General features: G+C 62.4%; 18 protein-coding genes and 1 rRNA gene. 3 read left to right on the top strand and 16 right to left on the bottom strand.

Annotation, left to right across the window (positions count from 1 at the left end; translation table 11 throughout):
* Nucleotides 1–137 precede the first annotated feature (137 nt).
* The 6 genes from ACYVL5_RS20820 to ACYVL5_RS20795 form a co-directional block, all read right to left on the bottom strand.
* On the bottom strand, nucleotides 138–743 hold the full coding sequence (locus tag ACYVL5_RS20820) for a LysM peptidoglycan-binding domain-containing protein (protein WP_460597492.1): 606 nt from the start codon (nucleotides 741–743) through the stop codon (nucleotides 138–140).
* Nucleotides 744–856: 113 nt separating this feature from the next.
* Complete coding sequence (gene aspS, locus ACYVL5_RS20815; RefSeq protein WP_460597491.1) at nucleotides 857–2,638, bottom strand: aspartate--tRNA ligase family protein; 1,782 nt, start codon at nucleotides 2,636–2,638, stop codon at nucleotides 857–859.
* Between the two features lie 366 nt (nucleotides 2,639–3,004).
* The gene (locus tag ACYVL5_RS20810; RefSeq protein WP_460597490.1) at nucleotides 3,005–3,742 is read right to left on the bottom strand and encodes a FadR/GntR family transcriptional regulator; all 738 of its coding nucleotides are present in this window, start codon (nucleotides 3,740–3,742) and stop codon (nucleotides 3,005–3,007) included.
* A gap of 147 nt (nucleotides 3,743–3,889) precedes the next feature.
* The gene (locus tag ACYVL5_RS20805; RefSeq protein ID WP_460597489.1) at nucleotides 3,890–5,131 is read right to left on the bottom strand and encodes a (Fe-S)-binding protein; all 1,242 of its coding nucleotides are present in this window, start codon (nucleotides 5,129–5,131) and stop codon (nucleotides 3,890–3,892) included.
* Between the two features lie 175 nt (nucleotides 5,132–5,306).
* Nucleotides 5,307–6,680 carry an FAD-binding oxidoreductase gene (locus ACYVL5_RS20800; RefSeq protein ID WP_460597488.1) on the bottom strand — a complete coding sequence of 458 codons (1,374 nt, stop codon included), beginning with the start codon at nucleotides 6,678–6,680 and terminating at the stop codon, nucleotides 5,307–5,309.
* A gap of 163 nt (nucleotides 6,681–6,843) precedes the next feature.
* Nucleotides 6,844–8,793, bottom strand: a complete 1,950-nt coding sequence (locus ACYVL5_RS20795) for an L-lactate permease (protein WP_460597487.1) — start codon at nucleotides 8,791–8,793, stop codon at nucleotides 6,844–6,846.
* A gap of 430 nt (nucleotides 8,794–9,223) precedes the next feature.
* Here ACYVL5_RS20795 and ACYVL5_RS20790 point away from each other — a divergent pair, with 430 nt between their 5' ends.
* Nucleotides 9,224–9,772 (top strand): LutC/YkgG family protein, encoded by a 549-nt coding sequence (locus ACYVL5_RS20790; protein WP_460597486.1) that lies wholly within the window; start codon nucleotides 9,224–9,226, stop codon nucleotides 9,770–9,772.
* Complete coding sequence (ldhH, locus tag ACYVL5_RS20785; protein WP_460597485.1) at nucleotides 9,769–11,901, top strand: L-lactate dehydrogenase (quinone) large subunit LdhH; 2,133 nt, start codon at nucleotides 9,769–9,771, stop codon at nucleotides 11,899–11,901. Before ACYVL5_RS20790 ends, ldhH begins: the two co-directional genes overlap by 4 nt.
* Before the next feature lie 165 nt (nucleotides 11,902–12,066).
* Here ldhH and ACYVL5_RS20780 read toward each other — a convergent pair whose 3' ends face one another.
* The 9 genes from ACYVL5_RS20780 to ACYVL5_RS20740 form a co-directional block, all read right to left on the bottom strand.
* Entirely contained in the window at nucleotides 12,067–12,285 is a 219-nt protein-coding gene (locus ACYVL5_RS20780; protein WP_460597484.1) for a hypothetical protein, read from the bottom strand.
* A 341-nt stretch (nucleotides 12,286–12,626) separates the two neighbouring features.
* Entirely contained in the window at nucleotides 12,627–12,998 is a 372-nt protein-coding gene (locus tag ACYVL5_RS20775) for a 4Fe-4S dicluster domain-containing protein (protein WP_460597483.1), read from the bottom strand.
* Nucleotides 12,995–13,303, bottom strand: a complete 309-nt coding sequence (locus ACYVL5_RS20770) for a hypothetical protein (RefSeq protein WP_460597482.1) — start codon at nucleotides 13,301–13,303, stop codon at nucleotides 12,995–12,997. The genes ACYVL5_RS20775 and ACYVL5_RS20770 overlap by 4 nt, the downstream gene beginning before the upstream one ends.
* Nucleotides 13,304–13,336: 33 nt before the next feature.
* Entirely contained in the window at nucleotides 13,337–15,655 is a 2,319-nt protein-coding gene (locus ACYVL5_RS20765) for a molybdopterin-binding domain-containing protein (protein ID WP_460597481.1), read from the bottom strand.
* A gap of 40 nt (nucleotides 15,656–15,695) precedes the next feature.
* Nucleotides 15,696–15,929, bottom strand: coding sequence for a chaperone NapD (locus tag ACYVL5_RS20760; RefSeq protein WP_460597480.1), 234 nt, complete (start codon nucleotides 15,927–15,929; stop codon nucleotides 15,696–15,698).
* Nucleotides 15,930–16,315: 386 nt separating this feature from the next.
* Nucleotides 16,316–18,232 carry an arginine decarboxylase gene (speA, locus tag ACYVL5_RS20755; RefSeq protein ID WP_460597479.1) on the bottom strand — a complete coding sequence of 639 codons (1,917 nt, stop codon included), beginning with the start codon at nucleotides 18,230–18,232 and terminating at the stop codon, nucleotides 16,316–16,318.
* A 40-nt stretch (nucleotides 18,233–18,272) separates the two neighbouring features.
* Nucleotides 18,273–19,403: a carboxynorspermidine decarboxylase gene (gene nspC, locus ACYVL5_RS20750; RefSeq protein ID WP_460597506.1), complete on the bottom strand. Its 1,131-nt coding sequence runs from the start codon at nucleotides 19,401–19,403 to the stop codon at nucleotides 18,273–18,275.
* Between the two features lie 20 nt (nucleotides 19,404–19,423).
* Nucleotides 19,424–20,626 carry a saccharopine dehydrogenase family protein gene (locus ACYVL5_RS20745; RefSeq protein ID WP_460597478.1) on the bottom strand — a complete coding sequence of 401 codons (1,203 nt, stop codon included), beginning with the start codon at nucleotides 20,624–20,626 and terminating at the stop codon, nucleotides 19,424–19,426.
* Nucleotides 20,627–20,652: 26 nt separating this feature from the next.
* Nucleotides 20,653–21,198, bottom strand: coding sequence for a helix-turn-helix domain-containing protein (locus tag ACYVL5_RS20740; RefSeq protein ID WP_250679223.1), 546 nt, complete (start codon nucleotides 21,196–21,198; stop codon nucleotides 20,653–20,655).
* A 379-nt stretch (nucleotides 21,199–21,577) separates the two neighbouring features.
* Between ACYVL5_RS20740 and ACYVL5_RS20735 the strand changes: the two genes are divergently transcribed.
* Nucleotides 21,578–22,450 carry a bifunctional 5,10-methylenetetrahydrofolate dehydrogenase/5,10-methenyltetrahydrofolate cyclohydrolase gene (locus ACYVL5_RS20735; protein WP_460597477.1) on the top strand — a complete coding sequence of 291 codons (873 nt, stop codon included), beginning with the start codon at nucleotides 21,578–21,580 and terminating at the stop codon, nucleotides 22,448–22,450.
* A 66-nt stretch (nucleotides 22,451–22,516) separates the two neighbouring features.
* Here ACYVL5_RS20735 and rrf read toward each other — a convergent pair.
* Nucleotides 22,517–22,622 (bottom strand): 5S ribosomal RNA (rrf, locus tag ACYVL5_RS20730); the annotation flags it as partial.

Here is a 22,622-nt window from a genome sequence, read left to right as displayed (position 1 = left end):
CTTTTTTGAGTTCGCCGCCGGGGCGGTTTTAATGTGAAAAAAAAGCCGGTCCGTGTGACGAAAAGAGGGAGACGGAAGGATGGAAAACGGGGTGGCCGGAGGCCGGGTGAGGGAAGACCTTGAAACCGGAAGTGGTTTTAGTGCAGCGGGCGGTCCTGCGAGTAGCGGCGGGCCTCGGCGATGTCCTCGCGGGAGAGGTTCCGCGGGATCTTCAGCACCTGGCCGGGCCAGATGTGGCGGGGGTCGCGGATCTGGGCGCGGTTGGCCCGGTAGATGAGCGGCCAGAGCATCCGGTCGCCGTAGACCTCGGGCTGCGAGGCGATGTAGGGAAGCGATTCGCCGCGCCGCACCGTGTAGGTGGAGACCAGCGCGTGCTCCCTGGGGACCGGCTTGACCGCCTTCTTGGCCCGGGCGGCCTCCTCGGCCTGCTCCCGCTCCTTCTGGGCCAGGGCCTCCAGCTCGGCCTGCGCCTTGCGGTTGGCCTCCTCGCGGGCGAGCCGCTCCTCCTCGGCGCGCTTTCTCTCCTCGGCAAGCCTCGCCTCCTCGAGCCGCTTCGCCTTGATATCGGCCAGTTCCTTCTCGAGGAGCTCCCCCTTCATGAGCGCCAGTCCGTAGTAGCTGTCGGCCTCCTCGGTATCGCCGTCCTTGAGAAAGGTTTCCCCCCTGCCGTACGCCTCGAGGGCGCTCCTGAATTCGGAGGCGAGCTGGGTGTCCGCTCCCGCGCTCCTTGCGCGCTCCAACACCGCCAGAGCCTCCCCGCGGTGACGGGGAGGCTCAGTGGCGCAGGAACAAAGGGCGCAAACGCAGAGCAGCGGTATGAGTAGAGCGCAAAGCCTCAAAGGCGACAGCCCCCGGGTTACTGCTTGGCCAGGCGGATGCCGAGTTCGCGCAGCTGCAGGGTGTCGACCTCGGAGGGAGCCTCGGACATGAGGCAGGCGCCCTTCTGGGTTTTCGGGAAGGCGATGACGTCGCGGATGGAGTCGGAGCCGGTGATGAGCATCATCAGGCGGTCAAGACCGAAGGCGATGCCGCCGTGCGGCGGGGTGCCGTACTCGAGGGCGTCCAAGAGGAAGCCGAACTTGCTGCGGGCGTTTTCGGCGGAGAGTCCCAGCATCTTGAACATGAGGGACTGCACCTGCTCCTGGTGGATCCTGATGGAGCCGCCGCCGATCTCGTTGCCGTTGAGGACCAGGTCGTAGGCCTTGGCACGGCAGCGCCCCGGGTCGCTCTCGACGAACTCGAGGTCCTCGTCCATGGGGGCGGTGAACGGATGGTGGACGGCGGCCCAGCGGCCGGCCTCCTCGTCCCACTCGAGGAGCGGGAAGTCGGTGATCCAGACGAAGCGGTACTCGTTGGGATCGGCGAGCCCCATCTTGGCGGCGAGGTGGTTCCTCAGGCGGCCCAGCGAGTCGTTGACCACCTTCGGCTTGTCGGCCACGAAGAGGAGCAGGTCACCTTCTTCCGAGCCGAAGGCCTTGTCCATGGCGGCGATTTCCTCGGCGGTGAAGAACTTGGCGATCGGGGACTGCCAGCCGTCGGCGGTGATCTTCACGTAGGCGAGCCCCTTGGCGCCGTAGATGGCGGTGAAGGCGGTCAGGTCGTCGATCTCCTTCCTGGAGAAGGCGCCGCCCCCCTTGACGTTCATCCCCTTGACGATGCCGCCCGACTTGGTCACGTCGGCGAACACCTTGAAGCCGGAGTTCTTGACCAGGTCGGAGAGCTCGACGAGCTCCAGGCCGAAGCGGAGGTCCGGGTTATCGACGCCGAAGCGGCGGATGGCCTCGGCGTAGGTCATGTGCTGGATCGGGAGCTGCACCTCGATCCCTTTGGCCTCGAAGAAGATGCGGGCCATGAGCCCTTCCATGACGCGGATGATGTCTTCCCTCTGGATGAAGGACATCTCGCAGTCGATCTGGGTGAACTCCGGCTGGCGGTCGGCGCGCAGGTCCTCGTCACGGAAGCAGCGGACGATCTGGAAGTAGCGGTCCATACCGGCGACCATGAGGATCTGCTTGAAGAGCTGCGGGGACTGGGGAAGTGCGTAGAAATTCCCCTTGTTGATCCTGGAGGGAACCAGGAAGTCGCGGGCCCCTTCCGGGGTGGACTTGGTCAAAAACGGGGTCTCGATCTCCAGAAAGCCGTTTTCGGTCAGGTAGGAGCGGGTGACCTGGGCCACCTTGGACCTGAGAATCATGTTCGACTGCAGGGTCTGGGTCCTGAGGTCGAGATAGCGGTACTTCAGGCGGATGTTCTCGTTCACGTCGACGAAGCCGTCGAGCATGAAGGGAAGCGCCTTGGAGGGGTTCAAAAGCTTGCACTCGGTGACGTTGATCTCGACCTCGCCGGTCTTCATCTTCGGATTGACGGTCCCCTCCGGGCGCGGGGCCACGATCCCCTTGACGGCGAGGACGTACTCGTTACGGGCGCTCTCGGCCTTGCCGTGCGCTTCGGCGGACCTTTCCGGGTCGAAGACCACCTGGGCGATACCGTCGCGGTCGCGCAGGTCAATGAAGATGAGGCCGCCGTGGTCGCGCCGCTTGGCCACCCATCCCATCAGCACCACTTCCTGCCCGATGTGCTCGGCCCTCAACTCGCCGCAATAGCTGGTCCTTTTCCAATCGCCCAGAAAATCTATCATCGAAAACCCTCCTTGGTTTTATCTAATACCGATAAATCGGGTAACTATACCCAAAAAGCCCCCCTGCATCAACCAAAAACAGCCTCTGGTGGTGAGCCTTTGCGGAGTTTATCCCATCTTCCCCGCCCCGGCCCGTCTCCTCATCCAATCCTCACCCCATCCTCACCCTGTCCCTCCCCTTGAAGGGGAGGAAACGCTGCCTGAAAGGCGTCGGGTACGGCCGGCAGAAACGGCGAAGGGCCCGGCGTTCTCGCCAGGCCCTTCTCTTCACTCTACCTGCTTTGCTCTTCATCCCTCCCCCCTCCGCGCACTCTCCCCCCCCTTCAAGGGGAGGGTTGGGGTGAGGATGGGGGTATACCTTCCGGCCTACGCCACCGACAAATCCGCCCCGCCGCGCATGGAGACGTAGGCGGAGCAGCGTTTGTGGGCGAAGGTGAGGTGCTCGAGCATGGCGTCCCTCGCCCCGTCGGGGTTGCGGTCGCGGATCATGTCGTAGATCCGGCGGTGGTGGCTGTAGAGAAGGTGGTGGTCCTCGGCGGTCAGGTAGACGGCCCGCCAGACGTCGCGCTGGAACTCCTGCATGGCGTCGAAGATGCTCTGCATCATGTGGAACCAGACCACGTTGTGGGTGGCCTTGGCGATCAGGGTGTGGAAGTGGGCGTCGAGGTCCTCGGAATGCTTGAGCTCCTCGAGGTTCTTGGCCATCCCCTCGATCACCAGCTCCAGACGCCTTAGGTCCTCCGGGAGCGCGCGGCTGGCGGCGTAGTACGACGTCCAGGACTCCATCCCCTTCCTGACCTCGATGACGTCCAGGGCGCGGTCGCCGTCGATCCGGATCAGCTCGGAAAGCGGGACGTTGGTCGTCACCTCCACCAGCGAACGGACGATGGTCCCCCCTCCCTGGTAGGTCTCGACCATCCCGCTGGAGGCGAGCAGGTTGAGTGCCTCGCGGACCGAGGGACGGGAAACGCCGAACATCTCGGCCAGTTCGCGCTCGGGGGGGAGTTTCTCGCCGGGAGTGAACTCTCCCGCCAGGATGGAGGCACGTATCTGCTCGGCTATTTGGGTGGAGACTTTTTTGGGCTTGATCGGCGTAAACATCATGACGCAACCGATACTATATTAACTATTTGTTGGCAACAGATTTTTGTAAACGGAATCCGGGTGGCTCCTGTCCTGACAGTTTCCCCACGGCGAGCAGAAGGGAGAGATGAGATAAAGACCGAATTTTGAGTAAGAGTTTGACGTGACTCAGGCATTCAGACTCATCTTCAGCAGCTCGGTGATGTGGATCACCTTAACCTGCGGCGAGGCGTCGGTGAGCGCTTTTTTGAGCTGCAGCAGGCAACCGGGATTCCCGGTCACCAGGTACTCGGCGCCCGTCTTCTGGACGTTGGCCACCTTCCGGTTCAGGACCCGTTCTGACATCTCCGGCTTCTCGAGATTGTAGGTGCCGGCCGAGCCGCAGCAGGCGTCGGCCTCGGGGAGCTCGCGGAAGTCGATCCCCGGGATCAGCTTGATCAGGGAGCGGGGCTGGCTGCGGATCCCCTGGCAGTGTGCGATATGGCAGGGGTCGTGGTAGGTGACCTTCACCGGCAGCGGTTTGAGCACTCCCTTGAGAGTTTCCGCCTCCCCCGCGAGGATCTCGGAAATGTCCGCCACCTTGGCGCTGAAGGCGGCCGCCTTGGAGTCCCCTTCCAGGTGGTGACCGTACTTCTTCAGCTCGGCCCCGCACCCTCCACAGTCGGTGACCACGAAGTCGAGGTTATGGGAGGAGAAGAGGTCGGTGTTGAAGCGGGCGGCCTGCTGCACCCCCTCGGCGTCGTGGCCGAGCATGTTGGGAGCCCCGCAGCATTTCTGCTCCTTGGGGGTGATCACCTTGTACCCCAAAAGGGAGAGAAGCTCGACGGTGGCGAGGCTCGCCTCGCTGAAGACGAGGCTCATCACGCAGCCGAGGAAAAATCCCACCGTCCCCTTCTCCTTGCCTTGGGCGGGAGTGACCTCGTCAAGGGTCTGGCGAAGCGGCGCCGCCGGGAGCTTCGGCAATAGCCCCTCCATGCGCCCCAGCGAGGCGGGGAACATCTTCAAGAGCCCCAGGGTCCGCACCACCTTCTGCACGCCGCTTCGCTGGTAAAGGCGTAAGGGGGCGGTAGCGGTCTCCAGCCGGTCCGGATGGGGAACGAGCTTTCTGAGGATCACCTCCTCCATGAAAGAGAGCCCCTCCTGGGCCTTCTTCTCGCAGCGGAACTCGGCCACCAGCTCGCCGGCGTTGACCCCGCAGGGGCAGGCCGAGGCGCAGGCCTGGCAGTCGAGGCAAAGCGAGAGGTACTCGAGGAAGTTTTCGGTGGCGGAGAGTTCCCCTTCCTGGAACTTCCTCACCAGCGCCACGCGTCCGCGCGGGGAGGCGGTTTCCAGGAAGGTTTCCTTGTAGGTGGGGCAGTGCGGGAGGCACATCCCGCAGCGCATGCAATTTATCAGCTTTAAGTAATCCATAGTCGTTACCTGCTTCTAGTATCCCCCTCCCTTCCTTGATCCACCTGCTTCGGCGAAAGGGTCCCCCCCTTGTTAAAGGGGGGACAGGGGGGATGTGCGTTGGTCACCGAACACGAGCATTAAGGGCAGTCTCCCACTCCCGACGGGGGAGCGACCTACCTGCCTGAGGCTCCCCCTAGAAGATCTTCCCGGGGTTTAGGACACCTTTGGGATCCAGCGCCCCCTTGATGCCGCGCATGACGCGCAGCCCCGCCTGGCCGACCAGCTTGGGAAGGTACTTCTTCTTGGCCACCCCTACCCCGTGCTCGCCGGTGATGGTGCCCCCCATCCCGATGGTCGCCTCGAAGATCTCCCCGAAGGCCTGGTGGGCGCGGGCGATCTCGTCCTGGTTTCTCTCGTCGGTGAGGCAGGTGGGGTGCAGGTTGCCGTCCCCCGCGTGCCCGAAGGTGCCGATCAGGAGGTCGTACTTCCTGGCGGTCTCCTGGATCAGCTTCACCATGGGAGCGATGCAGCTTCTCGGGACGGTGGCGTCCTCGAGGATGGTGGTCGGCTTAAGCCTTGCCAGCGCGGAGAGCGCCACCCGCCGCGCGGTCGCGAGTTTCAGCGCCTCGTCGGCGTCGGCCGCGGTCTGGAAGAAGGAGCACCGGTGGCGCTCGCAGATCTCCCGGATCCCGGCGGCATCCTCCTCGACCTGGGCGGGGTGCCCGTCCACCTCGATGAGCAGGACCGCGTCCACGTCGAGCGGGAGCCCCACGTGGGCGTAATCCTCCACGCACTTGATGGTCACCCGGTCGAGGAACTCGAGGGTGGCCGGGATGATGCGGGCGGCGATGATGTGGGAGACGGTCAGGGCCGCCTGCTCGAGCTGCGGGAAGTGGACCAGCATGGTTTTCTTGGTCCGCGGCCTGGGGATCAGCTTGACGGTGATCTCCGAGAAGATCCCGAGGGTCCCCTCGGAGGAGACCAGCAGGTGGTTCAGGTTGTAGCCGGCCACGTCCTTCACCACCTTGCCGCCGGTCCTGAGGATATCGCCGTCGGAGAGGACGGTCTTCAAACCCATGACGTAGTCGTCGGTGACGCCGTACTTGAGCCCCCGCAAGCCCCCGGAGTTCTCGGCGACGTTCCCCCCCATGGTGGAGATGTTCATGCTCCCCGGGTCGGGGGGATAGAAGAGGCCCCGGCTTTCCACCTCGCGGTGAAGCGTGCTGGTGACCACCCCCGGCTCGACGGTGGCGGTCAGGTTCTCCTCGTCGATCTCGAGGATGCGGTTCATCCGGCTGGTCTGCAGCACCACCCCCCCGTCGAAGGAGATCGATCCCCCCGAGAGGTTGGTGCCCGAGCCGCGGGGGGTGACCCGTGTCCCTGCCCCGTGGCAAAGGGCCAGCACCCGCGAGATCTCCTCGGTGGTGGCGGGGAGCACCACCGCACCGGGCCTGCTGTTAAGCTCGGGGGTGGAATCGTAGCCGTAGCAGGCGAGCGATTCGTCGTCAGCGAGGGTGTAGGTATCCCCCACTATCTCGGTCAGCGCCTTGATAAAACTCTTTTCCATGGGTGCCAGTCCTCTTGGTTCCACCCTGTCGTAACGCTGCGCAGTCGAATACGGCCCGCTCCGTAGCTGCCTGGCAGGGCCGTCCCCCCCCTTTTCGAAGGGGGGACAGGGGGATTTGCTTTTAAGGGTTCAAGAAAAGCCTTGTCGCTTGAGGCCAAGGCCCCTACGGAATCATCCACGGGAAGACGTAGGCCTGCAGCGCCACGATGCACCCCATCACCGCGGTCAGGAAGAGGGCGTGCTTGACGGTGAAGCGGAAGAGGTTCCCCTCCTCCCCAATGAGGCCGGTAGCCGCGCAGGCGACCGCGATGGACTGCGGGGAGATCATCTTGCCCATCACGCCGCCGCTGGTGTTGGCGGCACAGGTCAAAAGGGGATTCATCCCCAGGTTCTCCGCGGTCACCTTCTGCAGCCCGCCGAAGAGGACGTTGCTGGAGGTATCGGAGCCGGTCAGGAAGACGCCGAGCATCCCGAGGAAGGGGGAGAGAAACGGGAAGAGCGCGCCCGCCTTGGTGAAGGCCATCCCCATGCTGGTGGTCATCCCCGAGGCGTTCATGACGAAGGCGAGACCGACCACCGAGGCGACGGTGACGGCCGGAAAGCGCATGTCGTAGAGGGTCTTGCCGAGCACCTGGAAGAAATCGGCCACGCCGACCCCGCAGATGAGGGCCGAAAGGAGCGCGGCGATCAGGATGGCGGTGCCGGCCGCGGAGAGGTAGTTGAAGGCGAACTTGGCCGGGATCTTGGCGGGGAGCTGATCGGCGACGACCTTGTCGAGCGCCTTGAAGCGGTCCTTCTCGACGACCTTAGCCTTCACGAGCTCTTTCTCGAGCTTCTGGAGATCCTTCCCTTTCTTCTCGACGGCATCGAAGGCGGCCATCCTCTCCGCGGTGATAACCGGCGCTTCGGGGGGAAGGGTCATCTCGACCGCCAGGAGCTTCTCCTCTGCGCCACCGAGCTCGGCCAGGGCGGCGCCCAGGGCGGCCTGCTTCGGATCGGCCGGGGCGAGGAGGCCGAGCTCCTTGTCAATGGCGTCCTTCACGGCGGCCACCTTCTTGATCCCGTCGGAGGGCTTGGTCACCTTCTTCACGATCGCGTTGTCGAGACCGGCGACCGGGATGACGATCTTGCTCTTGTCGAGGGAATCCTTCACGGAGGGGATCCCCCAGATGAGCACCATGGCGGTCAGCGCGAGGTAGGGAGCCCAGGCGCGGAAGACCTGCCCCCCCGTGTAGTCGTGGCTCTCCTTCCCCTTCGGCTCGGGCTCGTGATCGAAGGTCCAGATGGTTTTCGGCTGCCAGAACTTGAGCAGGATCACCAGGGCGGCGAGGGTGGAGAGCGAGGCGATGATGTCGGGGAGGTAGGGCCCGAGGAAGCTCGCGCATCCCCACTGGGCCAGGGCGAAGGTGCCGCCGCAGACGATGATGGCCGGGAGCACCTCGATGGTCTTCTTCCAGCCGGCCATGATCATGATGACGTAGAACGGGATGAACATCGACACGAAGGGGAGCTGGCGCCCCACCATGGTGGAGAGCTTCATGAGCCCCGCGTCGTCGTACCCCATCACCCCCGCGAGGGCCACCACCGGGATGCCGATGGCCCCGAAGGCGACCGGCGCGGTGTTGGCGATCAGGCAGACGCTGGCGGCGTAGAACGGGCGGAAGCCGAGGCCGACCAGGGTGGCACCGGCGATGGCGACCGGGGTCCCGAAACCTGCCGCCCCTTCGATGAAGGCGCCGAAGCAGAAGGCGATGAGCAGCGCCTGCAGCCGGCGGTCACCGGTCAGCCCGGCCAGCGAGGCGCGGATGATCTCGAATTGCCCCCCCTTGACGGTGATGTTATAGAGAAGGAGCGTGGTGACCACGATGTAAAAGACCGGGAAGAGACCGAAGGCAACGCCATGGAAGGTGGAGAGGGCGGCTAGCTTGACCGGCATCTGCCAGCAAAACACCGCGATCGCGATGGCGACCGCCACTGCCAGCGGGCCCGCCTTGTGAGCCTTCATCTTGAAGACGGCCAGACAGGCAAAGATAACGACGAGGGGGAGGGCGGCGACCACGGCGGAAATCCCGAGACTGCCGCCGATGGGGGTGTAGCTCTGAATCCATGGCATGACTTCTTCTCCTTGCGAGTTGTTGCTGCACTAACGAACCTCCCGCCGAGGGAGGAGTAAACGATCCAGAGACACCGCTCACCGGATGGACCGGGCCGTTGAGGGGGGCACACGCCGGGAGCCGGAGCCAGCCCTGCCACGCGATTCCATTTTGGTAAGACCAATTACCAAATTTTTTAAAACACTGTCAAGTTTTTTTAGCCACCCCCTCCAAAATGCTTTACTGTGGCGGTTTTTTCTACTATGATCCGACTACCTGCAGCGGTCATATAAGTTGGCATGAGCGCTGGAAAGGGGGGCGAACAGAAGTTTCGCCGCCCCAAAACCGGGTCGTGCGGGCGGAGATAGAACGGTTTTTCCGGTGCGAAAATACCCTGTTTACCATGGAGAAGCGGGGAGATAGCTTTAGCGGGGAAGAAGGAGAGCGGACATGTATGACCAATTTTCAACCAAGGCGACTGCGGTAGGTGCCGAGGTGCACCGGTTCGCGACGGTGAAGGGGGCGGTGGAGTTCCTGCTCCCCTTCCTGAAGGCGGAGGGGATGGGCGACGAGCCGGGAAGATACGCGCTCTGGGCGAAGGGCCCCGTGCTGGCCGGGCTGGACAGGGGGACCCTCCAGGGGGCGGGCCTCAGGTTCGAGGTCAGCAGGGAACTGGCCTCGCAGGCCCGCTTCGGCATCAGCCAGGTGGACTTCGCCCTGGCCGACACCGGCTCGCTGGTACAGGACCAGAGCGGGGTCGAGCAGCGGCTGGTCTCCTCGCTCCCCGAGATCCACGTCGCCATCGCCGCCACCGACTCCATCCTCGACGGCAAGGTCGAACTCTTCAGGCGGCTCAACCCGGCCAACTCCCGCTACATCGCCTTCATAACCGGACCGAGCCGGACGGCCGACATCGAGCGGGTGCTGACCATCGGGGTGCACGGCCCCCAGCGGCTGGTCATCCTCTTCATCGACGAACTCGGAGGGGATAGGCAATGAAAAAGGGGTTCAAGGCTTCCATCAACCGCGCGGTCAACAACGCCAACCTCACCGGCGCCCTCGGTAAATTCTCCCAGGCCTACAAGGTGAACCGCGCCAAGGCCTACGAAGGGATCGACTTCGAAGGGCTCAGGGGGAGGATCGCCGAGGCGAAGTCCTCCGCGGCCGGCCATCTCGACGAGGTGGCGGAAACCTTCAGGAAAAACGCCGAAGCGCTCGGGGCCACCGTCTTCCGGACCCGGGACCCGCAGGAGGTCAAGGATTACATCCTGAAGGTGGCCCGGGAGAACGGGGTGAAGACGGTCGTAAAATCGAAGTCTATGGCGACCGAGGAGATCCATCTCAACCCGTACCTGCAGCAAAACGGGATCTCGGTGGCGGAAACGGACCTGGGGGAATGGATCATCCAGCTGGCGGGACAGACCCCGTCGCACATGGTGATGCCCGCCATCCACCTGACCAAGGAGGAAGTGGCCGACATCTTCAGCAAGGAGGTCAACGAGCGGCTCTCCACCGACATCCCGAGGCTCGTCAAGGTGGCGCGCAACGAGCTCCGTCCCAAGTTCCTGGCCGCCGACATGGGAATCTCCGGCGGGAACATCGCGGTGGCCGAGACCGGCAGCATCGTACTGGTCACCAACGAGGGGAACGCCCGACTGGTCACCACCCTCCCCCGCATCCACGTCGCCGTCATCGGGGTGGAGAAGCTGGTGGAGAAATTCGAGACCGTGCCGACCATCCTGGAGGCGCTCCCGAGAAGCGCCACCGCCCAGCTCCTCACGAGCTACGTCTCCATCATCTCCGGCCCCACGCCTAACGACGACGGCAGCCCCAAGCAGCTCCACATCATCCTGATGGACAACAAGCGGACCGAGATGGCGGAGGATCCCAAGTTCAAGCAGGCGCTGCAGTGCATTCGCTGCGGCTCCTGCCTCAACGTCTGCCCCATCTTCCGGCTGGTCGGCGGCCACGTCTTCGGCGCGGTCTACACGGGGGGCATCGGCACCATCCTCACCGCCTGGTTCGACGAGCTCCAGAAGTCAGAGGAGATCCAGGGGCTCTGCATCCAGTGCGGCAACTGCAAGGAGGTCTGCCCCGGCAAGCTCGACATCCCCGAGATGATCATGGAGATCCGCCGCCGGCTCGTGGTGGAGAAGGGGCAGCCGCTGGTCCAGAAGGCCATCTACGCGGTGGTGAACAACCGAAAGATCTTCCACGGTATGCTGAGGGCGGCCTCGCTGGCGGCCAAGCCGTTCACCTCCGGTGGATTCATCCGCCACCTCCCGCTCTTTCTCTCCGACCTGACCGAAGGGAGGAGCCTGCCGGCCATCGCCGCGGAGCCGTTCCGCGACCGCTTCCCGAGGATCGCCCAGCCCAAGGGGAAGGAGAAGGTGGTCTTCTACGCCGGCTGCCTGATCGACTTCGCCTATCCGGAGACCGGGGCTGCGCTGGTCGAGGTGCTCAACAAGGCGGGGATCGAGGTGCTGTTCCCGCAGGAGCAGACCTGCTGCGGAGCGCCGGCCCTGTACAACGGGGCCTACGAGGTGGCGGCCCAAAACGCGGCGGACAACATCGAGGCGCTTTTGGCCGAGGAGGCGAGTTACGTGGTCTCCGCCTGCCCGACCTGCACGGTGGCGCTCGCCCACGACTTCAGGGAAACGCTGAAGACGCTGGGACGCACCGATCTCCTCGTAAGGGCCGAGGCCTTGGCGGGGAAAACCATCGACTTCTCCACGCTGGTGAAGAAGCTGGTCGACGAGGGGCGGCTTTCCTTCAAGGAGGCCGCCGACCTGGGGAGTGTCACCTATCACGACTCCTGCCACCTGAAAAGGACCCTCCGGGTCTCGGAGGAGCCGCGGGAGCTTTTGCAGAAGGCCGGCTACCGGATCAGCGAGATGCACGAGTGCGACATGTGCTGCGGCATGGGGGGCTCCTACTCCATGAAGCTCCCGGAGATCTCGGCCCCCATCCTCAAGGCCAAGATCGGCAACATCAAGGAGACCGGCGCCCCGGTGGTCGCCATGGACTGCCCCGGGTGCGTCCTGCAGATCAGGGGGGGGATCGACCAGGAGGGATCGAAGGTGGCGGTGAAGCACAGCGCCGAACTGTTGGTGGGGCGCCTCAAGTAAGAACCCCACCCCGCCTTCCCGGTCGGGCACCCTCGCCCCTTCAGGGGAGAGGGTGCCCGAAGGGCGGGTGAGGGAGGTTTTGAAGAAGTCGCGACCAGGCATCACAATAGGCACAAAAAAAGCCGCTCTCTCGAGCGGCTTTTTTCGTTCGCACTTCCGCCGTACCTAGATCCGGTACTTGGCCTCCTCGTCCTTGCCGAGAAGCCCTTTGGCGGCCCCGATCAGCATCAGGGCGGCGGGCACCAACTGCCCGACGAAGATCACGGCGCAGAACCCCATGAACGCCCAGCAGAGGATGCCGGGCTCGTCACTCTGCCCACCCGCGGCATACGCCGTGGTAGCCGATGCGGCCATCGCGATAAGTGTGTTGATTGGCGCTCTCATGACATCCTCCCCTGGTCCCGAAAATATCTGACTCGATGTCCATTAATAGCAGCAAACATGCCAACTCTAACGAAACCGTCAACAACGCGCCAACATCCCGATTTTGCGCGTTTTGCCGACATGAAGAACATGAGCAGAGGAACCGGGAAGGAGCGCCGTTGTATAGCTACCGCATACACCCCCTCCCCCTCCGCCGGGGCAAAAAACGGCGGCAACCGGCTAAGACGCCGGGATTCCGGGACTTTGCCGGCAAACGCATGGTGTATAGAAGATATATGCGGATTTATCGAAGGGAAAACGTACCGGGGCCGGAAGGGAGGGGAGTCCGGGGAGGCGGGCGGTCACCCGGCGCTTTGCGCCGGTTCCCGGCTGGCGAGAGTGATGGCCTTGGGGAAGGTCGGGCAGAGGTCCTGGCAGATGCCGCAGCCGGTGCATCGGTCAGGGACTACCTCGACGCCCACGCCCGGGACGAGGGAGATCGCCTCCTCGGGGCAGCGCTCCAGGCAGGAAAAGCACCCGCAACTGCGGGCCAGGCACAGCCCGGGCGAAGGCGCCGCCACCGGCTCGGGCCGAGGGAGAAAGCTTGGCTCCCCTCCCCCGGCCGGTTCGGTGGAGGGAGTTCGCTCCGCGCCCCGCAGGCCGGCCAGGTCCAGGACGGCGCTCCCGAGCGAGAGCACCCCCTGCCTGAAAAATTCCTTGCGGGTGAGGGTCACCGGCGGGCCTTCTTGTGGGCCGGTTTGGCCGGCTCCTGGGGGGCCGCGTCCACCACGCTCCGTACGTGGCACTGCGTGCAGGCGGTCCGGAGCGGGTGCGGGGTATAGGTCGCCTTCCCCGGCGGCCAGTGGCAGCCAAGGCACTCCTTGGCGGTGGCGTCGTCCTGGATCCGGTGCGGGATGACCGGCGGGTTCCCTTCCGCGAACCGTGCATCGGCATCCAGGTTGTCGGCGGCGGCCAGCAGCGGAGTAGAGCCGAGCGCCACCAGCATGACGATGAAGCTACTGCAGGTACTGAATCTCATCTATGAACCTCCTCGACCACGCGATGTCCGTTGTCAGATCTTCTCCACCTTGACTGCGCACTTCTTGAAATCCGGCTCGGCGGAGATCGGGCAGTAGGCGTCGATGCAAAGTTCGTTGATCAATTTACCTTCGTCGAAGAAGGCCACGAAGACGTTCCCGCGCTCGGCCCGCCCGCGGCCACGGAGGTCGGCGGTCAGCACCAGGCTCCCGCGCCGGGACGAAACCTTCACCTTCCCGCCGTGGTGGACACCGAGCCTTGCGGCATCGTCCGGGTGCATCTCGCAGACCGCCTCGGCGTAGGCCCGTTTGAGCTCGGGCACCCTCCCGGTCATGGTGCCGGTGTGCCAGTGCTCGAGGACGCGGCCGGTGCAGAGCCAGAACGGGTACTGCCGGTCGGGGACCTCGGGAGCCGGCTCGTAGGGGCGGGCCCAGATGACCGCCTTGTAGTGGTCGGGCTTGTTCTTGTAGAACTTGATCCCCTCCCCCGCCTTCACGTAGGGGTCCTCTCCCTCGAGGTAGCGGTAGCGGGTCTCCTTGCCGTTCACCACCGGCCAGCGCATTCCGCGGACCTTCGCGTACTCCTCGTAGGGAGCCAGGTCTTTTCCCATCCCCTCGGCGAACTTCCGGTACTCCTCCCAGATCTCCTTTTCCGGATAACTGTAGGGGAAGAGGTTGCCGTGCCCCAGGCGCTTGGCGAGCTCGATGGTCTGCCAGAGGTCGTTCTTCGCCTCCCCGGGGGGATCTACCATCTTGAACCACTGCTGGGTGCGGCGTTCGGCGTTACCGAAGGCACCCTCCTTCTCCACCCAGGAGGCGGACGGAAGCACGACGTCGGCGATTTCTGTGGAGCGGGTGGGGTAGATGTCGGAGACGATCAGGAACCTCCCGTCCCCTTTCTGGGCCCCCTTGCGGTAGCGGTTCAGGTTGGGGAGCGACTGGAACGGGTTGGTGACCTGGCTCCAGAGCACCTTGATGTCGCCGCGGTCGAAGGCGCGGAACATCTCGGTGGCGTTGTAGGTCGGCTTGGCCGGGATCTTGTTGGGATCCACCCCCCAGATCCTGGCCGCCTTCTCCCGGTGCTCGGGGTTCATGACCACCATGTCGGCCGGGAGGCGGTGGGTGAAGGTGCCGACTTCGCGGGTGGTCCCGCAGGCGGAAGGCTGGCCGGTCAAAGAGAACGGGTTTTCGCCGGGACGGCAGATCTTGCCGGTCAGAAGATGCAGGTTGTAAACGAGGTTATTGACCCAGGTGCCGCGGGTGTGCTGATTGAACCCCATGGTCCAAAGCGAGTTGACCTTGCGGTTAGGGTCGGCGTACAGGTGCGCGAGCTCCACGATGGTGGCGGCCGGCACCCCTGAAAGTTTTGCGACGTGTTCGGGCGTGTACGGCTTGAGGAAATCCTTGTAGGCGGCGAAATCGATCGCCTTGGCCTCGTCGGCGAACTTGAACTTGTCGGTGAGACCGTAGCCTATGTTCTCCTTCCCCTTCTTGAAGACCACGTGCTCGTCGATGAAACGCTGGTTGTACAGCCCGTCCCGGATGATGACGTGGGCGAAGGCGTTCAAGAGCGCCAGGTCGGTCTGGGGAGCGAACGGCACGTAGCGGTCGGCCATCTGCGAGGTGCGGGTCTTCCTGGTGGCGAAGTCGATGATCTTCACCTGCGGGTTGCTGCGCTTGTTGTCCAGTATCCGCGAGAAGAGCACCGGGTGGCACTCCGCCATGTTGGCCCCCCACAGGAAGAAGGTATCCCCCAGGTCGAAGTCGTCGAAGCACCCCATCGGCTCGTCGCTGGCGAAGGTGGTCATGAAGCCGGTCACCGCTGAGGCCATGCAGAGGCGGGCGTTAACCTCGATGTTGTTGGTGCCGATTCCCGCCTTGAAGAGCTTGCTGGCGGCGTACCCCTCGAAGACGGTCCACTGCCCCGAGCCGTAGATGGCGACCGAATCGGGGCCGTGTTTCGCGATGGACTCCTTGTATTTGGAGGCAATCAGGGCCATCGCTTCGTCCCAGCTGGCCTCGACGAGCTTGCCGTTCTTGCGGATCAGCGGGGTGGTGAGCCGGTCCTTGCCGTAGAGCACCTTGGCGAGGAAGTATCCCTTGACGCAGTTGAGCCCCTTGTTGACCGGGGCCTCCGGATCCGCCTTGGTCGCCACGATCCGCCCATCCTTCACCCCGACCAGCACGCCGCAACCGGTGCCGCAAAAACGGCAGGGAGCCTTCCCCCAGGTAAGCCCACCTTCGGACGCCTGGGCATCATCCGGTTGAATGCCTTTTAGGCTGGTGACTCCCGCGGCGGCGAAGGCTGCCGCTGCCGCACTCGCCTTGAGAAACGTGCGCCTGCTGAGTTCCATGACTCCTCCTGATTGTGACTTCTCCATGACAATGCGTTGCTTACAGATCCTCGAAACTGTGGTAGGCAAGCCGGACCGCGCTGACGCCGTCGATCTCGTGGATCCTGGTGACCAGGCCCACCTCGCTCTCGACGTCCTCGGCCTCGATAACCGCCACAATCTGCCCTTCCGGCAATACGCCGCGGACTTCCACCCCGTCGAGGGCCGAAACGACACCGGCCGCAGCTTCGCAGCAGTTGGGCTGGCAGGTAATTAGCACACCTGAAATTGGCACGGCTCTCCTCCTTCTCGGCCGCAGTGGCGAACCGTACGTTGATGGCGCGAATCGGTGTCGAAATTCGGGGCGCCCCATCATGAAGGTTCTTCGGCCGAAAGAATTTGACATAAGTCAAATACCCTCTTTTTTGTCGGGAATTCTAGATTATGACTTTTGCCTGGCAATTCTACCACCAAGGCAGACAAAGTGAACGTTCGTCACTCTCTCAGCTAAAGCCGGGACTGAGACAGTATAATTTCGAGAGGTTGGCTACTGGATCAGGATCTCAAGGGGGAAAAAAGTAGAAGGGCCATGCATAGGAGGATGCGGGCAGTGCGGGTGGCGCTGGATCTGAAATGAAAAATGCCCGCCCTTTTTACAAGGGCGGGCATCCTGTTTTCGACTCACTCTCCGAGATACGTGTAGGACTGCAGGGTCTTCTCCATCAGCTCGAGGAAGTGGCTGCTCTCCTCGATGGAGACCTTTTGCAGGGAGACGTCCTTCTCGAGGTTGTTGCGGACCCTCTTCAAGATCTCGGAGCTGTCGTACTGGACGTACTTGAGGCTCTCCCAGGTGGCGTCGCCGGTGATGACCGTATCGATCTTGTAGTTGGTCTTCTTGTTGAAGGTGATATGCACCGCGTTGGTATCGCCGAACAGGTTGTGCATGTCCCCCAGGATCTCCTGATAGGCGCCGATCAGGAAGAAACCGATGTAGTAGTCCTCTTCCCCCTTGATCTTGTGCAGCGGCAGCGCCTTGGTGCGGCCGGTCTGGCCGACGAAGCTCGTGATCTCGCCGTCGGAATCGCAGGTGATGTCGGCGATGGAGGTGAGGACGTCCGGCTTCTCGTCCAGCCGCTGGATCGGCACGATCGGGAAGAGCTGGTCGATGGCCCAGGAGTCCGGGATGGACTGGAAGAGCGAGAAGTTGGTGAAGTAGGTCTGCCGGAGACTCAGCTGGAAGTTCTGCAGCTCCTCCGGGATCGGCTTGAGCTTCTCGACGATGTTGTTGATCTTCCGGATGATCCGGGAGTAGATCCATTCCGCGTGGGCCCGCTCGTTCATGTTGAGGTAGCCCAGGTTGAAGAGGCTCACCGACTCCTGGATCAGCTGGATGGTGTCGTGGTAGTCCTCCCTGAGCGAGTGGCGGTCGATGCTCTTGTAGATGTCCAAAAGCTTCTTGACGGTCGGGGAGAGCTCACCCACCTTGCTGGCGTCGTTCAATACCGACTCGAAATCCGGGAGCAGGGTCTGGGTGTTGTTGTTTAGAACGTTGGTCACCAGCACGGAGTAGTGGGCGACCGTGGCACGGCCCGATTCCGAGATGATGTTCGGGCAGGGGACGCCGGCGTCGTCGCAAATGTTCTTCACCTGGTAGATGACGTCGTTGGCGTACTCCTCGATCGAATAGTTCACGCTTGAGAAGTAGCTCGACTTGGAGCCGTCGTAGTCGACCCCGAGGCCGCCGCCGATATCGAGGAACTCGAGGTCCACGCCGAGTTTGCGCATCTCGGCGTAGATCCTGGTCCCCTCGATGAGCGCGTTCTTGATCTTGTCGATCTTGGTGATCTGGCTTCCCACGTGGAAGTGGAGAAGCTTGACACACCCCAGCATGTTGCTTTCCTTGAGCTTGTCGATGGCGGCTATGATCTCGGAAATCCTCAAACCGAATTTGGCGTCGTCCCCGCCGGAGGTCGACCATTTGCCGATCCCTTTGGACGAGAGTTTTACCCGGATGCCCAGCTTGGGGAGGATGCCGGTCCGCTTGGAGACCTCGACGATCTTCTCCAGTTCGAACAGCTTCTCGATGACGATGGTGATGTCGTAGCCCACCCGGGTGGCGAAGAGCACCGTCTCGATGAACTCGGTGTCCTTGTAGCCGTTGCAGATGATCGGAAGGTTCGAGCCGGTCGACATGGAGATCGCCGCCACCAGCTCCGGCTTGGAGCCGACCTCGAGGCCGATGTTGTACTTCTTGCCGAAGTTGGCGATCGCCTCGACCACCTGGCGCTGCTGGTTCACCTTGATCGGATAGAAGGTCTGGTACTTGGCCGGGTAGTTGTTCTCCTGGATGGCGTTCTTGAAGACCCGGCTGATGGAGGCGATACGCCCCTCGAGGATGTTCATGAACCGGAGCAGGATGGGAGGCTTGATCTTCCTCTTGATGAGGTCGTCCATCAGCATCCTGAGGTCGATCGAGTACTTGGAGTTAGGGGAAGGATGCACGCAGACGTTGCCCTTCTTGTTGATGGAGAAGAGCTCGGCGCCCCAGTTGTCGATGTTGTACACCTTCGCGGAATCGTTAATGGACCATTTGGGCATAGTAGGCGTCACCTGTCAGTTTTAAGTATGAAGCCGAGGCTTACGACAAACGGGATTTGAAATCCTGGTAGTTGAAACTGCGCACCACCTCGAGCTTCCCGGTACGGGGTTCGAAGGTGCAGATGCTGGGATGCTGAATCCCGTTGAAGGTGGTGGTCTTCACCATGGTGTAGTGCGACATGTCGAGAAAGGCCAGCCGGTCGCCTGGTTGAAGCGGCTGCCCGAACGACCAGTCACCGATCACGTCGCCGGCCAGGCAGGAGGGCCCGCCGAGCCGGTAGTCGTGCGCCTTGACGCCGGGATCGAAGCCATCCTTGATCTCGGGGCGATACGGCATCTCCAGGATGTCCGGCATGTGGCAGGTGGCCGAGACGTCGAGGATGGCGATGTCGACCTGGTTGTGCACCACGTCCATCACCTCGGAGACCAGGATTCCGGTCCCGATCGCGATCGCCTCGCCCGGCTCGAGGTAAACCTCCACGCCGTATTTGCCGCGGAAGTATCGGACCAGCTCCACCAGGGCGTCGATGTCGTATCCCTCCCGGGTGATGTGGTGCCCTCCCCCGAGGTTCAGCCATTTCATCTGCGGCAGGAACTCGCCGAACTTCTCCTCGAAGGCGGCGGCGGTCCGCTGCAGGGGTTCGAAGAGCTGCTCGCAGAGGGTGTGGAAATGAAGCCCCTCCACCCCGTTGAGCGATTTCCCCTCGAACTCGGCACGCACGATCCCGAGCCGCGACTTCGGCGCCGCGGGGTCGTAGATGACGGTGTGCCCCTCCGAATGCTCCGGGTTGACGCGGAGGCCGATGGAGACGCGGCCGGCGCACGGCTCCCAGAGCGGGCGGAAGCGCTCGAACTGGTTGAACGAGTTGAAGACCAGGTGGTTCGAGGTAGTGAGAAGCTCCCGGACGTCACCCTCCTTGAAGGCCGCCGCAAAGCTGTGCACCTCGCCGCCGAACTCCTCGCGGCCGAGCCTCGCCTCCCAGGGAGAGCTCGCGCAGACACCTTTCAGCGTCTGCGCAATGATGGGGAAGACGCTCCACATGGAGAAGGCCTTGAGCGCCATCAGGATCTTGGCGCCGCTCCGCTTTTGGACCTCGTCCAGGATGGCCAGGTTGTGGCGCAGCCGTCCCAGGTCCACCACGTAGGAGGGGGAAGGGGCCAGCCTGGTCATCTCTTCAACGTGCAGCCGGGTCACGTAAGTTCCAGCCAGTCGCCGCCTTCGATCACCTCGTAGGGGAGGCCGTAGGCGGAGAGGACTTCGAGGAACGGTTCGGGATCGAACTGCTCCATGTTGTATACGCCGGCCTGGTGCCACTTGCCCGAGAGCATCATGATGGCGCCCACCACGGCGGGAACCCCGGTGGTGTAGCTGATCGCCTGCGACTTCACTTCGCGGTAGCACGCCTCGTGGTCGCAGATGTTGTAGATGTAGACCTGCTTCCTCTTGCCGTCCTTGAGACCTTTGGCCGCCACGCCGATGCAGGTGCGTCCCTTGGTGAGCGGCCCGAGGCTACCAGGATCCGGGAGGACGGCCTTCAAAAACTGCAGCGGAACGATCTTCTGACCGTTGAATTCGACCTCGTCGATGCGGGTCATGCCGACGTTCTGGAGCACTTCGAGGTGCTTCAAATAGTTGTCCGAGAAGGTCATCCAGAACTGGGCCTTCTTGATGGTCGGGATGTGCTTGACCAGCGACTCCATCTCCTCGTGGTACATCCGGTAGATGTTCATGGGGCCGATCCCGTCGGGGAAATCGAAGGAGCGCTTGGTCGCCAGCGGGCCGGTCTCCACCCAGGCGCCGTTCTCCCAGTGACGGCAGGGAGCGGTGACCTCGCGGATGTTGATCTCCGGGTTGAAGTTGGTGGCAAACGGCTGGCCGTGGTTGCCGGCGTTGGCGTCGATGATATCGATCTCCTGCACCTCGTCCAGGTACTTCTTGGCGGCCAGCGCGGTGAAGACATTGGTGACGCCCGGGTCAAAGCCCGAGCCCAGCAGCGCCATGAGCCCGGCCTCTTTGAAGCGGTCCTGGTAGGCCCACTGCCAGCTGTACTCAAACTTGGCGGTGTCGAGCGGCTCGTAGTTGGCGGTGTCGAGGTAGTCGACACCGGTGGCCAGACAGGCGTCCATGATGGTCAGGTCCTGGTAGGGGAGCGCCACGTTGATGACCAGCTTAGGCTGTTCTTTCTTGATGAGCTCGATCAGCTCGGGAACGTTATCGGCATCCACCTGGGCAGTCTTGACGGGGAAATGCGGGATCTGCTCCGCGATGGCCCGGCACTTGGATTCGGTCCGGGAAGCAAGGGTGATCTCGGTGATGATCCCTTTGGCCTGGGCGCACTTGTGAGTGACGACCCCGCCGACTCCGCCCGCACCAATAATCAGTACTTTGCTCATGTAGATTCTCTCTCCTGTCGTGTTGTTCAGTAGTAGAAGGTCGGCGGCGTGACTACCCAGAGGAGCTTAGCCGCACCTTTGCCAATGTTCTTAACCGTGTGACGGTGATCCGAAGAGAAGTAGAAGCATTCCCCCTTGTCCACCGTGTACACCTTGTCATCCAACCGTAACTGCACCTTGCCGGAAATGACGAAGCCGAATTCCTCGCCTTCGTGCATCGGCTGTTCGTCCATTTCCCCGCCCGGTTCGAGCGTCACCAGCACCGGGTCCATCTCGCGGTTCTGGGCTCCCGGAACCAGCAGTTCCACCTTCACGTTGTCACCGTCATCGGTTGCCTGTACGCGGGATTCCTTTCCGAAGACCACGTCCTGGGCCGGCTCTTCGCTGAAGAACTCCTGCATGCTGATGCCCAGCACGTCGACGATGTCCTTCAAAGTGGCGATGGAAGGAGAAGTGGCGTCGTTTTCAAGCTGTGAAATGAAGCCTTTGGTAAGGTCGGCGCGGCTGGCAAGTTCCTCTTGTGTCAAGGAGTTAGCCATTCTGAGCCGCTTCAACCTCTCACCGATCTTCACGCAGGTCCTCCAGTTTAGCAATGGTAAACATTTTGTATATTTTGGCACTCTAGGCTTTTCAGGATCATTTGTCAACGAAAAGTTTAGTAATGGTATACTTCCTGTTTAATAGTTAAAAAAAACAAATCCATCTTCCTCCCCTTCAAACAAGCGAGATTTAAGGTAAAATTTCACCGTTTGCCACGCAGCGAGAGGAGGAATTATCCCGGGCAAAAATGGCCTAGGGGCGGGAAGACCGGGAAACCACCAACGTATACGCCGTACAACTTTGTAAACATTGAGAACTAAAGAGTTTTATGCTAACAAAAAATGAAAAAAGGGGACAAGGCAGCGGGCATGCCAAGGGGGCCGACCTGCCGGACTCAAAAAGGAAGAAAACATGAAATTACTCGATGGAAAACTTTGTGCGGAAAGTCTGGTCGCCGACATATCCCGCCAAGTCGCAGTGCACGTGGCTGCGGGACTGCGCAAGCCGCACATGACGGTGATCCTGGTGGGAAACCAAGCCCCGAGCGAATCGTACGTGAAGTCGAAGATCACCACCTGTTCTCTGTCGGGATTCGACAGCAGCCTGGTCAGATTTCCCGAGACCGTCGCCGAAAAAGAGCTCCTCGCGAAGATCAAAGAGATAAACCTGGATCCCTCCACCGACGGGGTTATCGTACAGCTGCCGCTGCCGGCCCACATCGACCCGCAGCGAGTGATCAACAGCATATCTCCGGAGAAGGACATCGATGGCTTCCACCCCACCAACTTCGGCAGGATGGCGCTCGGGCAAAAGGCCTTCCGCCCCGCTACGGCTTACGGCATCTGCAAGCTGCTGCAGTTTTACCAGGTGCCGGTGGTGGGGAAGCACTGTGTGGTTATCGGCAGGTCGAACATCGTCGGGAAGCCGATCTCGATCATGCTTTCCAACGATTTCGATATCGGCAACGCGACGGTGACCCTCACCCATATCGAGACGCCCCGAGAGTTGCTGCTGGACGAAACCCGCAGGGCGGACATCGTGATTGTTGCGGTTGGGATTCCTGGTTTCGTGACGCCGGACATGGTAAAGGAAGGGGTAACCCTCATCGACGTCGGCATCAATCGGTTGGAAAATGGAAAGATTGTCGGCGACGTCGACTTTCAGCCGGTGGCCCCGAAGTGCGCCTGGATAACGCCGGTGCCGGGTGGTGTTGGGCGGATGACGGTGGCTGCGCTGATGATCAATACGCTGATCGCCTATCAAAACAATTTCAACCTGGCCTAGCCGGTCAGGCCGAGGGATAATTGAAAAGCCCCGCGCTGGATGACCAGGCGGGGCTTTCTATTAAATTCCCTGCGGCGACCTACTCTCCCACACCGTTACCAGTGCAGTACCATCGGCCCTGAGAGGCTTAACTTCCGTGTTCGGGATGGGAACGGGTGTGGCCCTCTCGGCA

Source organism: Geomonas sp. Red276 (genome assembly GCF_054784495.1).
The sequence above is the reverse complement of the archived record's forward strand: the minus strand, read 5'-3'. Positions and strand labels throughout refer to the sequence as shown.